The organism is Fuscovulum ytuae (assembly GCF_029953595.1).
GTDB classification, from domain to species: Bacteria; Pseudomonadota; Alphaproteobacteria; order Rhodobacterales; family Rhodobacteraceae; genus Paragemmobacter; species Paragemmobacter ytuae.
Window position 1 is genome coordinate 3,788,320 of sequence record NZ_CP124535.1, and the last position, 12,680, is coordinate 3,800,999.

General features: G+C 64.8%; 11 protein-coding genes. 4 read left to right on the forward strand and 7 right to left on the reverse strand.

Annotation, left to right across the window (positions count from 1 at the left end; genetic code table 11):
• The first annotated feature begins 163 nt into the window (after positions 1-163).
• Genes QF092_RS18155 through QF092_RS18165 form a run of 3 tightly spaced genes read left to right on the forward strand, consistent with a single transcriptional unit; the run spans position 164 to position 3,122 of the window.
• Positions 164-994, forward strand: coding sequence for a class I fructose-bisphosphate aldolase (locus QF092_RS18155; protein ID WP_281466203.1), 831 nt, complete (start codon positions 164-166; stop codon positions 992-994).
• The gene (locus QF092_RS18160; protein WP_281466205.1) at positions 994-2,130 is read left to right on the forward strand and encodes a Gfo/Idh/MocA family protein; all 1,137 of its coding nucleotides are present in this window, start codon (positions 994-996) and stop codon (positions 2,128-2,130) included. The genes QF092_RS18155 and QF092_RS18160 overlap by 1 nt, the downstream gene beginning before the upstream one ends.
• The gene (locus QF092_RS18165) at positions 2,127-3,122 is read left to right on the forward strand and encodes a carbohydrate kinase family protein (protein ID WP_281466207.1); all 996 of its coding nucleotides are present in this window, start codon (positions 2,127-2,129) and stop codon (positions 3,120-3,122) included. Before QF092_RS18160 ends, QF092_RS18165 begins: the two co-directional genes overlap by 4 nt.
• Here the strand turns inward: QF092_RS18165 and QF092_RS18170 are convergent.
• The 6 genes from QF092_RS18170 to QF092_RS18195 are packed head-to-tail and all read right to left on the reverse strand — an operon-like array spanning position 3,116 to position 9,743.
• Positions 3,116-4,048 carry a 2-hydroxyacid dehydrogenase gene (locus tag QF092_RS18170; RefSeq protein ID WP_281466210.1) on the reverse strand — a complete coding sequence of 311 codons (933 nt, stop codon included), beginning with the start codon at positions 4,046-4,048 and terminating at the stop codon, positions 3,116-3,118. The two genes, QF092_RS18165 and QF092_RS18170, sit on opposite strands and share 7 nt — an antisense overlap.
• A 3-nt stretch (positions 4,049-4,051) precedes the next feature.
• Entirely contained in the window at positions 4,052-5,191 is a 1,140-nt protein-coding gene (gene rodA / locus QF092_RS18175; protein ID WP_281466212.1) for a rod shape-determining protein RodA, read from the reverse strand.
• A gap of 18 nt (positions 5,192-5,209) precedes the next feature.
• Positions 5,210-7,153, reverse strand: coding sequence for a penicillin-binding protein 2 (gene mrdA, locus QF092_RS18180; protein ID WP_281466214.1), 1,944 nt, complete (start codon positions 7,151-7,153; stop codon positions 5,210-5,212).
• Positions 7,150-7,689, reverse strand: a complete 540-nt coding sequence (locus QF092_RS18185; protein ID WP_281466216.1) for a rod shape-determining protein MreD — start codon at positions 7,687-7,689, stop codon at positions 7,150-7,152. Before QF092_RS18185 ends, mrdA begins: the two co-directional genes overlap by 4 nt.
• Positions 7,682-8,668, reverse strand: coding sequence for a rod shape-determining protein MreC (gene mreC / locus QF092_RS18190; RefSeq protein ID WP_281466218.1), 987 nt, complete (start codon positions 8,666-8,668; stop codon positions 7,682-7,684). Before mreC ends, QF092_RS18185 begins: the two co-directional genes overlap by 8 nt.
• A 37-nt stretch (positions 8,669-8,705) precedes the next feature.
• Complete coding sequence (locus QF092_RS18195; protein ID WP_281466220.1) at positions 8,706-9,743, reverse strand: rod shape-determining protein; 1,038 nt, start codon at positions 9,741-9,743, stop codon at positions 8,706-8,708.
• A 405-nt stretch (positions 9,744-10,148) separates the two neighbouring features.
• On the opposite strand from QF092_RS18195, the gene QF092_RS18200 reads away from it, so the two are divergent.
• Positions 10,149-10,892 (forward strand): PGN_0703 family putative restriction endonuclease, encoded by a 744-nt coding sequence (locus QF092_RS18200; RefSeq protein WP_281466221.1) that lies wholly within the window; start codon positions 10,149-10,151, stop codon positions 10,890-10,892.
• A gap of 30 nt (positions 10,893-10,922) precedes the next feature.
• Here the strand turns inward: QF092_RS18200 and QF092_RS18205 are convergent, their stop codons facing one another.
• Positions 10,923-12,497: a 2-isopropylmalate synthase gene (locus QF092_RS18205; RefSeq protein ID WP_281466223.1), complete on the reverse strand. Its 1,575-nt coding sequence runs from the start codon at positions 12,495-12,497 to the stop codon at positions 10,923-10,925.
• Positions 12,498-12,680 lie beyond the last annotated feature (183 nt).

The window sequence follows — 12,680 nt, forward strand, 5'->3', positions numbered from 1 at the left end:
TTCTCCGATCTGGGGCGGCGGAACCGTTCCATCCGCCCTGTGCCGAGACCTACGAGGGGTGGCGGAGGAAAGTTTCGCCTGCCTCTGCACGGGGTGCGGCGGGCTTGATCGGGGGGCGGGGGTGGGATAGGCTTTGTGGAAACGTTTCCATGAGGGGATCACGATGAAAACCGCCCGGATGAACCGCCTTTTTGCCCCGTCGGGGATGTGTTTCGACGTGGCGATCGATCACGGGATGTTCAACGAGCGGAGCTTTCTGGGCGGGATCGAGGATATGGGGCGGGCGATCCGCACGGTGGCGGCGGCGCGGCCTGATGCGATCCAGCTGCCGCCGGGGACGGCGCCCTTGTTGCAGGCCATTCCGGGGAAGGAGAAGCCTGCGCTGGTGCTGCGGACGGATATTGCCAATGTCTATGGCACGCCTTTGCCGCGCGCGCTGTTTTCGGAGGTGATCGACCGGGCGGTGGAGCAGGGCGTGGTGCTGGATGCGGCCTGTGTTGTGGTGAACCTGCTGATGCTGCCTGATCAGCCCGAGGTCTATCGCGCCTGCCTGCGCAACGTGAATGCCCTGAAGCGGGAATGCGAGATCATGGGAATGCCCTTGATGGTGGAGCCTTTGGTCATGCAGGACAATGCCAAGGGCGGCTATATGGTGGATGGGGATATCGACAAGATTTTGCCCTTGGTCCGGCAGGCGGCGGAATTGGGGGCGGATATCATCAAGGCGGACCCGTGCGCGGAGGTGCAGGAGTATCATCGGGTGATCGAGATTGCCCAAGGCCTGCCCGTTCTGGTGCGGGGCGGGGGGCGGGTGTCGGATGCCGAAATCCTGTCGCGGACGGCGGAGTTGATGCGGCAGGGGGCGCGCGGCATCGTTTATGGGCGCAATGTGATCCAGCATCCCGATCCGGGCGGGATGACGCGGGCCTTGATGGCGGTGGTGCATGAGGGGGCGTCGCCTGAGGTCGCGCTTGCCATGATCGGGGGGGCGTGATGCGCGAGGTTCGGTTCGGCATCATTGGCTGCGGGTTGATGGGGCGGGAGTTTGCCTCTGCTGCCGCGCGCTGGATGCATCTGACGGGGATGAAGGCGCGGCCACGGATCGTGGCGGTTTGCGACACGAACCCCGCGTTGATGGGGTGGTTCACCGATGCGCTGGGGCCGGTGCAGGTGACGGCGGATTACCGGGAACTGCTGGCCAATCCCGAGGTGGAGGCGGTTTATTGCGCCGTGCCGCATGTGCTGCATGCCGAGATTTACCCCGCGATATTGGCGGCTGGGAAGCATCTGTTGGGGGAAAAGCCCTTTGGGATGGATCTGGCGCAGAACCGGGCGATCATGGCGGCCATCGCGGCGCGGCCCGATCTGATGGTGCGCTGTTCATCCGAGATGCCTTTTTATCCCGGTGCGCAGAAGGTGGTGGAGTTTGTCCGGTCCGGCGCGGTGGGGCCTATGTTGGAGGTGGAGGCGGCTTTCCTGCATTCTTCGGACATCAACCCCGATAAGCCCATCAATTGGAAGCGGATGGCGGGGGTGAATGGCGATTATGGCTGCATGGGTGATTTGGGGATGCATGTGCTGCATGTGCCGCTGCGCCTTGGCTGGCGGCCTGCGCGGGTGACGGCATCGCTGGTCAAGCGGGTGGAGACGCGGCCCGATGGCAAGGGCGGGCGTGCGGCTTGCGATACATGGGACAATGCGACGATCACTTGCCATGTGCCGGATCGGGCGGGCGATTTCCCCATGGTTCTGAAGACATGGCGGATTGCGCCGGGAGAGGCGAATACGTGGTCGATCCGGGTGCTGGGGATGAAGGGGTCGGCGTTCTTTACGACCAAGTCGCCACGGCAATGGTCCTATATGCGCTATGAGGCGGGCGGGGCGCAGGGCTGGGTGACCGAGGACCTTGGCTATACGCCTTTGTTCGGGGCGATCACGGGCGGGATTTTCGAGTTCGGCTTTACGGACGCCATCCAGCAGATGTGGGCGGCTTTTGTGGATGAGTTGGCGGGGGGCGATGCGAAGGGTTTTCCCTGCGCCACGCCAGACGAGGCTGCGGCGCATCATGCGGTGCTGACGGCGGCCTTGCAGGCGGGGGTGAGCGGGCAGTCGGTGGGGGTGGTCTATTGACACGGCCCGTTTCGGAAAGGCGGGGCATCGCCTGCGCGGGGAACTGGATCGTGGACATTGTCCATACGATCGAGGCTTGGCCCGCGAAAAGCGATCTGGTGCGGATCTTGGACGAGGTGGAGGGGACCGGGGGCGGGGCGGCGAATGTGATGCTGTCGCTTGCGGCCTTTCAGGCGGGTTTGCCGCTTTGGGCCATCGGCTTGGTGGGGATGGACCGGCACGCCGCGACAGTGCGCTGGGCGGTGAAGGGGGCGGGGGCGGATGGCACCCATCTGGCCGAGACGGAGCGCGCGCCGACGGCCCATACCCATGTGATGAACCTGCCCGGGGACAGCCGGACGTTTTTCTACCATCCCGGCACGAATGACCTTCTGGATGAGGGCGATATCGCGGTGGAGGCTGTGGCAGAGGCGGGGGCGAAGGTGTTTTACCTTGGCTATCTGAACCTTTTGGGGCGGCTGGATGCGGTTGAGGCCGGGTCTTCGGGCGGCGCGCGGGTTCTGGCGCGGGCGCGGGCGGCGGGGATGGTGACGGTGGCCGATCTTGTATCGACCGACCGGGAGGGCTTTGCCGAGACGGTGGCGGCGGCGCTGCCGCATCTGGATGTGCTGTTTCTGAACGAGGGCGAGGCCGCGCGGGCGACGGGTTTGCCCGTGACGGGGCCGGATGATCTGGACGGGGTCGCGGCGGCGGCGGCGCGGTTGCGCCTGGGTGGTGCAGGCGTGGTGGTGGTGCATACGCCTGCGCTGGGGCTGTGGCTTTCGGGGGCAGGGGCGGTGGTGGTGCGGCCTGACCCTGTGCCTGCCTCGGACGTGGTGTCACCTGTCGGGGCAGGGGATGCCTTTGCGGCGGGTTGCCTTTACGGGCTGCACGAGGGGTGGGGGCCGGAGGCATGCCTGCGGCTGGGCCACCTTGCAGCGGCGGCGTCCCTGCGGGGGGCGACGGCGACGGGGGCGATCCCGGCGCTGCCTGTGTTGATGGGCGGTCAGTAGCCGCGTGCGCGGTCGACGCGGTGGAGGAAGGCTTCCCCCGCCTCGCCGCGGCGGATGTTTTCGGCGATCACGTGGCTTGCCGAAGAGGCGCGGGTGTCGGCAGCGATATGGGGCGTGACGGTGACGCGCGGGTGGGACCAGAAGGGGTGGTCCTGCGGCAGGGGTTCCACGCGGAAGACATCCAGCGTCGCATGGCCGATCTGGCCCGCATCCAGCGCGGCAAGAAGGGCGTCATCGTCGATCAATGGCCCACGACCGGGGTTCAGGATCACCGCTCCCTTGGGCAGCAGCGACAGAGTGCGGGCGTTCAGCGTGTTTTCTGTTTCCGGCGTGCGGGGCAGGAGGGTGACCACGATCTGGGCGGTGGACAGGGCCTGATCGAGGCCCGTGTCCCCGTGCAGGCAGGGGATGCCGGGGATCTGTTTGGGCGTCCGGCTCCACCCGGTGACGGGGAAGTTGAGGGCGGCAAGGGCGCGGGCGCAGGCGGTGCCCAACTCGCCCATCCCCAGCATGGTGACGGGGCGTTCACGGGCGATGGGCGGGCAGGTCGGATCCCAGACATGGCCGGGGTTCACGATATGGCGGTCCATGCCGAGGTGGTGGCGCAGCGTGTGGCCGACGACCCATTCCACCATGCCTTCGGTCAGGCCGGGGTCCACCATGCGGCAAAGCGGTTGGGTGAGGCTGGCATTTCCCACGATGCGTTCAACACCCGCCCAGAGCGACAGCACCGCCTTGCAGCGGGTGTAGGGCGCGAAGTCCTGCAGGGCAGAGCTGGGGGCGTAGATGATGTAATCCACCTGTTCTGGTGCCGCCTCGCGCGTGAGGGTGGCGGGCAGGCCCTTGGCCGCGATGGCGGCGCGGAGGGGGGCGGCATATTCCGCCCAATTGGCATCGGAGGCGGCGAAGAGGATGGTCAGGGTCATCTGTTACCTAGGTCGGTGGACATGGGCGCTTTGGATCAGGCCGAAGGCGATGAGCAGCACCAGCATGACCGACCCGCCATAAGAGAGGAAGGGCAAGGGCACGCCCACGACGGGGGCCATGCCCATGACCATGGACAGGTTCACCGCCAGATAGAGGAAGAAGTTCGCCGCCAGCCCGATGATGAGCAATTGGCTGAAGCGGTCCTTGTTCTGCACGGCGGATGTGAAGCAGAAAAAGAGGATCAGGCCGTAAAGGATCAGCAGCGAGAAGGCGCCGACGAAGCCAAATTCCTCGCCCAGCGTGGTGAAGATGAAGTCGGTGTGTTTTTCGGGCAGGAAGTTCAGGCGCGACTGGGTGCCCTGCATGAAGCCCTTGCCGCCCCAGCCGCCGGAGCCGAGCGCGATCTTGGCCTGCATGATGTTGTAGCCCGCGCCAAGCGGATCGGCAGAGGGGTCAAGGAAGGTGTCGATGCGGCGATATTGGTAGTCGTGCAGGAATTGCCATGGCGTGCCGCGCAGGGCGAAGACGGCAAAGACGAGGCCTGCGATCAGCGCGGCCACCACGGCGAAATACCAGATGGAGACGCCCGCCGCGAACATCACCGCCGCGCCCCCCATCAGAAGCATGAGCGAGGTGCCGAGGTTGGGTTGGATCACCACGAGGAAGGTGGGCAGGATGATCATGGCGACCGGGATCAGCACCCAAAGTGGGCGCGAGGTTTTCTTGAGGTCGAGCCAGTCGTAATAGGCCGCGAGCATCATCACCATCGTGACCTTGGCCAGTTCCGAAGGTTGCAGGCGGAGGGGGCCGATATCAAGCCAGCGCTGTGCGCCCATGCCGACGACGCCGAAGAATTCCACCGCCAGAAGAAGCAGGATCGAAACGCCATAGGCGAGGCCCGCCATGTTGCGCCAAAACCAGATCGGCACCAGCGCTATGCCGAACATCAGCACCATGCCCGCCGCAAAACGCTTCATCTGCGGTTCGGCCCAGACGGCCATGTTGCCGCCTGCGATGGAGTAGAGGATGAGGAAGCCCACGGCCGAAACGGCGCTGACCAGAACCACCAGCGGCCAGTTGAGGTAAAGCACCTTGCGCAGGCCGGAGGGGACGGTTTTTACCTGATATTCCAGAAAGCTCATGCCATGCCCCCTTGCGCCCTAGGCCCGCGAATTGCCGGATTGGGTGACATCGCGGAGTTTTTCGCGCAGGGCGTTCAGGTCCGTCTCGATCCGCCCGCGCTGATTGGCGGGATAGGCGGTGAGGGGAGGGATATCCTCGTGCAGGGCGCGCAGGATGGCGTCACGGGCGATGGGCGCGGCGGCGGCAGAACCGCCGCCGCCATGTTCCACCACAACGGTGACGGCATAGCGCGGGTTGTCATAGGGGGCGTAGCCCACGTAAAGCGCGTGGTCGCGGCGGTTCCATGGCAGTTGGTCATTCGAGATCACGCCGCGCGCGCGTTCGGCGGCGGTGATGTTGCGGACCTGACTGGTGCCTGTCTTGCCCGCGAAGACCATGGTGTCATCGGCAATGCGCGAGGAATAGGCGGTGCCGCGCTGGGTGTTCATCACCTCATACATCCCGTTCTGGATGGCGCGGAGATTTGTGCCGGACAGGCCGAGCGGTTCCGCCTCGGGCATTGGTTGCGGCGTGCCGTCGATGGCGCGGATCAGGCGCGGCACGACGGCGCGGCCCGTGGCAATGCGGGCGGTCATGACGGTAAGTTGCAAGGGAGAGGCCAGCACATAGCCCTGCCCGATGGAGGCGTTGATCGTGTCGCCGATGCGCCAGTCCTGCCCCCAGCGTTCCTGTTTCCACGCGCGGTTGGGCATGATGCCTTCGGTGATGGCGGACATGGGCAGGTCGTGGCGGATGCCAAGGCCAAGGCGTTTGCCCATCTCGGCGATCTTGTCGATGCCGACCTCTTGCGCGATTTCGTAATAAAAGACGTCGCAGCTTTCCGACAGAGAACGAGCAAGGTCCACACGGCCATGCCCGCCGCGTTTCCAGCAATGGAAGCGACGGTCGCCGAATTCGATATAGCCGGGGCAGGAATGGGTGGTTTCAGGGGTGATGAGCCCCTCTTCCAGCGCGGCCAGCGCGGTGACCATCTTGAAGGTGGAGCCGGGGGGATAGGCGCCCTGCACCGTCTTGTTGGCAAGCGGTCGGTGGTCATCCTCCATCAACGCGGAATAGTCGCGCTGCGAGATGCCGCGCACGAAGAGGTTCGGGTCGAAACCGGGCGAGGAGGCGCAGGCGATAAGTTCGCCCGTGTTCACATCCATGACCACGCAGGCGGCGCTTTCTTCGCCAAGGCGGGCCTGAATGAAATTCTGCACCTCGGCATCGATGGTCAGTTGGATATCACGGCCGGGGATTCCGTCGGTGCGTTCCAATTCGCGCATGACGCGGCCGACATGGTTCACCTCGATCCGTTTGTTGCCCGCGCTGCCGCGCAGCGTTTCTTCCATCCAGCGTTCGACACCGATCTTGCCGATCTGGAATTCGGGGATGCGCAAGACGGGATCGGGGTTGGGGCGTTCTTCGAGATCGCGTTCGCTGACCGGGCCGACATAGCCCACGACATGGGAGAAATCCTCGATCAGCGGGTATTGGCGGGACAGGCCCACCTCGGGCGTGACGCCCGGCAGGGTGGGGGCGTTCATCGCGATCTTGGAGAAATCCTCCCAAGGCAGGCGGTCGGCCACGATGATGGGCACGAAGGGCGAGTTGCGGTCGAGATCGCGGGTGATCCGTTCCATATCCTCGGCCGTGATCGGGATGAGGTTGGTGAGACGGGCCAGCACCATATCCACGTCGCCCGCTGCCTCACGCGTGACCGTGACGCGGTAATTCTGTTCGTTGCCTGCGATCAGGACGCCGTTGCGATCGAAGATCAGGCCGCGTTCGGGCGGGATGAGGCGCATGTTGATGCGGTTCTCTTCGGCCAGAAGCCGGAATTCATCCGCCTGTTCGACGGAAAGAAAGCGCATCCTTGCGCCAAGGACGGCAAACATCGCCACCATCGCGCCGCCCATCATGAGCGAGCGGCGGGTGATGCGGCGGGCGCTTTCCTCTGTGTCGCGGGCGGTGCGTCTCATAGGCGTTTTCCGTAGGCGTCCACCTCACCCGTCGCGGGTTTGCGCAGGTCGAAGGCAAGGCGGGATGCGGCCACCACAAGGGGATAGCACAGGATGGACCAGACTGTCTGCACCAGTGCAAAGCCAAAGCTGGGTTGCGGCAGGAAGGCGAAGGCGAAGGCCAGACGGTAAGAGATGAGGAGAGCCGCCATCATGCCCGCGACAAGCAGCCATTCGGTGACAAAGCCCAATTCGCGGGTCAGTGCTGCGCGAGAGCGGATGAATTCCGTGGCAAGGATGACGAGCGCGGTCCAAAGGCCGGGGGGGCGCATCAGGAGCAGGTCTTCCAGCAGCAGGACGGCAGCGATCAGGGGGACGGGCAGGAAATCGGGACGCCGGACAACCCATGCGAAGATGAGGCAGAGCAGGATGTCCGGCCCCGGCCATTCGCCTGCAACCGATCCAAGCGGCAGGAGTTTCAGAAAGAGGAAGGCCGCCGCGAGGCCCAGAAAGACCAGACGGTACAGCCAGACGGAAGAGCGAAGGCTGTCAACCATCGGCTCCTCCTTGGCCCGGCGAGCCTTCGGTCACGTCGCCCGTGCTGCCTTGATCGGCGGGGTCGGGGCTGGTGGCGGTGCCTTCGCCGGTTTCGGCCTCGGCCTCGGGCGGGGCGGGGGGCGGGGCGATGAGGGCACCCGCATCGGTGATCGGGGTGAGGTCATGGCTGCGCAGGACGCGCAGGAATTCCAGCCGTTCGTAATCGGCCGAAAGGACCACGCGCAGGCGGCGGTCGGTGCCCATGGCGACTTGGCCGACGAGAAGGCCAGCCGGCAGCATGGCGCCATCGCCCGATGTCACAACCCGGTCGCCGGGGCGGACGAGATCGGCGTCTTCAAGGAATTCGAGTGGCGGCAAGGCGCTGTTGTCGCCCGACAGAAGCGCGCGCTGGCCAGAGGGTTGCACGGTGACTGGAACGCGGGAGTTCGAGTCGGTGAGAAGGATCACGCGCGAGGTACGTTCACCCACGCCGGAAATGCGGCCCACCAGCCCGATGCCATCCATCGTGGCCCAGCCGTCGCGGATGCCGTCGCGCGCGCCCACGTTCAGAAGCACGGATTGGCGGAAGGGCGACCCGCTATCGGCCAGCACGACGCCTGTGACATGGGTCAGTTTCGGGTCAAGCCGCACCTGATTGAGGTCAAGCAGGCGGGCATTCTTCTGTTCCAGTTGCAGCGCCGCCTCGCGCCAGGCCTTCATCTGCTGCAATTCGCGGCGGAGTTCCTGATTTTGTTCGTAAAGGCTCGCGTAGCTTTGGAATTCGTCGATCATCGCGGCGGCCTTGGTGATCGGCAGAAGCGCCCAGTCGAAAGAGGGCACCACACGATCCACCAAGGCGGCGCGGAAGCGTTCGACGCGGGGGCTGTCGATCCGCCAAAGGAGGAACAGGCCGATAAGGACAAGCACAAGCAGGCCGACAAACAGCCGCCGCAGGGGGCGGGCGTAATCTTCCGGTCCTGTGCTGCGCGACTTTGCCACGGCTTACCCTTTTCCGATGGCCTGCCCCGGTGCGGGATCAGCTGTCGTAATCGATCACATGCCGCAACTGCTTTTCATATTCCAGCGCCTTGCCGGTGCCGAGGGCGACACAATTCAGTGACTCGTTGGCCACCGAGATGGAAAGGCCGGTCTGTTCGCGCAAGGACAGATCAAGATCGCCCAAGAGCGCCCCGCCCCCGGTCAGCATGACGCCACGGTCGACGATATCGGCGGCGAGGTCGGGGGGCGTGGCTTCGAGCGCCTGCATGACGGCATCGCAGATTTGCTGGACGGGTTCGGCGAGGGCTTCGGCCACCTGGGCCTGATTGATCTCGGTTTCCTTGGGCACGCCATTCAGCAGGTCGCGGCCGCGGATTTGCATCGAGGTGCCGCGCCCATCATCGGGCATGCGGGCGGTGCCGATGGAGGTCTTGATGCGCTCGGCGGTGGATTCGCCGATCAGCAGGTTCTGGTGGCGGCGCAGGTAGGAAATGATCGCCTCATCCATCCGGTCGCCGCCGACGCGCACGGAGCGGGCATAGACGATGTCCCCCAAGGACAGGACCGCGACTTCGGTCGTGCCGCCGCCGATATCGACAACCATGTTTCCGGTGGGGTCGGTGATGGGCATGCCCGCGCCGATGGCCGCCGCGATGGGTTCGGCAATCAGCCCCGCGCGGCGCGCGCCAGCGGAAAGGACCGATTGGCGGATGGCGCGTTTTTCAACGGGTGTCGCGCCATGGGGGACGCAGACGATGATCTTGGGCTTGGAGAAGGTCGTGCGCTTATGCACCTTGCGGATGAAGTGCTTGATCATCTCTTCGGCGCTGTCGAAATCGGCGATGACGCCGTCGCGCATCGGCCTGATCGCCTCGATCGTGCCGGGGGTGCGGCCGAGCATGAGCTTGGCATCTTCGCCCACGGCGAGGACCTGTTTCTTGCCGTCCTTGACGTGATAGGCCACCACGGAGGGTTCGTTCAGCACGATCCCCTTGCCGCGGATATAGACGAGCGTGTTCGCCGTGCCGAGGTCGATCGCCATGTCCGACGAGAAGATGCTCGAGAGTACCGACATGCTGGGGTGATCCTAGTTGAAACGAAAATGACATATCCCCGCGACTCAGGCAGGGCCGGGACGGACGTTTCCATATAAAGACAGGCCGGGGGTGGGGAAAGCCCGTGAGGCAGCGGGCCGCGCAATTCCGCGTGTAGGGGTGGGGCTTTGCGGTTTTGCGGTGGGATTGGCGGTGGAGCGGGCGTGTTGGCGCGGTCGCTTTGTGCTTTTCGGACATGAGAGCGGGCGGGCGGCGATTTCTGACACAGAAATCGCGACGGAATTTGATGCAAATTCCGGGGGCCGGGCGGGGGTGTGGCCACTTTTTCGCGTGAAAGGCCGGAAGGAAATCCGTGTCGATGGGCGCGGGCGGCTTTCCTTTGGGGCGGGCTGGGCCTATGGCGGGGGAAAGTGAGAGGTGCCGAGATGCCCGATTTCCTGCCCGATCTTCCCGTTGATGCCTTGCTCGCCGCCTTGCGGCGCAGTCCGGGGAACGAGGTGGATAGCGGCAAATTCGCGAGCCCCGAGTCCTCATCCGCGTTGGCGGTGAATGCCTTTGGCTGGTTTCTGGAGCGGCCCGATGCCCTGCCGCCTTTGCCCGGCGTGCCGATGGGGCGGCCTGAGGCTGTGGAGGTTGAGGCAGAGATGCGCTTCCCTTGGTCGGGCGGGCGGCATCCTTGGCTGGATGTGGCGGTGACGACGGCCACCACCTTGGTGGGGGTGGAATCGAAGCGCTATGAGCCGTTCCGTCCGGGCAAGGCCGTGCTGTTTTCCGAGGCCTATGACAGCCGCGACTGGGGGCCGGGGATGGCGGCCTATGATCGGCTGCGGGCGGAGCTTTCGGCGGGGCGCCTGCGGTATCGGCATCTGGATGCGGTGCAGTTGGTGAAGCACGCTTATGGGCTGCGCAATCAGGCGCGAAAGCGTGGGCGGGGGGCGGTGCTGGTCTATTTGCATGCCGCGCCTGAGGCTTGGGCCAGTGGCAAGCCCGTCGATCCGGGGGCTATCCGTGCCCATGCGGCGGAGGTGGCGGATTTTGCAAGCCGCGTGAAGGGGGCGGATGTGGTCTTTGTGCCGGTGCGCTGGGCGGACCTTTTGGCGCAATGGGCAGGGCTGCCTGCACTGGCCGCCCATGTGGCGGCGATCCGGGCGCGGTTCGGGGTTGTGTGAGGGGGGGCGGCTGGGCCGCCCCCTGCAAGATCACTCGCCGTGATAGGTCACGGTCTTCACATCCTCGCCCGGTGCGGTTTTCTGGCGGCGGACGATCAGGCGGTTGAGGGCGTTCACATAGGCCTTCACGCTGGCCACGATCGTATCGGTATCCGCCGATTGGCCGGTGACGATGCGACCATCCTCTTCCAGACGGACGGAAACGGTGGCCTGCGCATCGGTGCCTTCGGTCACGGCGGCCACCTGATAGACCTGAAGCCGCGCCTTGTGCGGGAAGAGCATCTTGACGCAGTTGAAGGCGGCATCCACCGGGCCGTCGCCTGTAGCGTCGATGTGGTGATCTACCCCGTCGATGGACAGGACCATGTCAGCCTCTTGCGGGCCGTCGGTGCCACAGACCACGCGCAGCTTTTTCAGGACGAGCGCGTCATGCGCATCGTTGGTTTGTTCATCGGCGACGAGCGCAAGGATGTCGTCGTCATAGACTTCCTTCTTGCGGTCGGCCAAAGCCTTGAAGCGCACGAAGACATCGTTCAGCTGGTTATCGGCCAGATCGTAGCCGAGTTCCTTGAGCTTGGCCCGCAGCGCGGCGCGGCCCGAATGTTTGCCCATCGCGATGTTCTTCTGCGTGAGGCCGATATCTTCGGGGCGCATGATTTCGAAGGTTTCGACGTTCTTCAGCACGCCATCCTGATGGATGCCGCTTTCGTGCAGGAAGGCGTTCTTGCCGACGATGGCCTTGTTGAACTGCACCGGAAAGCCCGAAACGGTCGAGACGCGGCGCGACAGGTGCATGATCTTGGTCGTGTCGATGCCCGTGCTGTATGGCAGGATATCATTGCGAACCTTCATCGCCATGACCACCTCTTCCAGCGCGGTATTGCCCGCGCGTTCACCAAGGCCGTTGATCGTGCATTCGATCTGGCGCGCCCCTGCCTCTACCGCGGCCAGCGCATTGGCGGTCGCCATGCCAAGGTCGTTGTGGCAATGGGTGGCAAAGGTGATCGTATCGGCCCCCGGCACGCGTTCCAGCAACATGCGGATGATCTTGGCGGATTCGAAGGGGTAGGTGTAGCCCACCGTATCGGGGATGTTGATCGTGGTGGCGCCTGCCTTGATCGCGATTTCCACCACGCGGCAGAGGTAATCGGCCTCGGTCCGGGTGGCATCCATGGGCGACCACTGCACATTGTCACACAGGTTGCGGGCATGGGTGACGGTGTCATGGATGCGTTCGGCCATCTGGTCCATGTCCAGATTGGGGATGGCGCGATGGAGCGGTGAGGTGCCGATGAAGGTGTGGATGCGGGGCGAGCGGGCATGGCGCACGGCTTCCCAGCAACGGTCGATATCCTTGTAATTCGCCCGCGCAAGGCCGCAGATGGTGGAGTTCCGCGACCGCCGCGCGATTTCGGAAACAGCGGCGAAATCGCCTTCCGAGGCGATGGGGAAGCCCGCTTCGATGATATCCACCCCCATTTCGTCAAGGAGGCCCGCGATTTCGAGCTTTTCCTCATGCGTCATGGTCGCGCCGGGGCTTTGTTCGCCGTCACGGAGCGTTGTGTCGAAGATCAGGACGCGGGGTTGCGTGCTTTTGTCGGTCATGGCTGTGGTCCTTGTGCCGTCTTGCTGCTTTTCCTTTGGGCGCTGGTCACCTCTGAGCGGTCGCGCCCTTCGGCACGCTCAGAGGCGGGTAAGGAGAAGCAGGCCACGGGGAGAGAGGGCGCAAAGCGCTCCCGTCAGCGAAAGGATATGCCGGTCCCGTGTCATGGGGCGCGACGATACGCA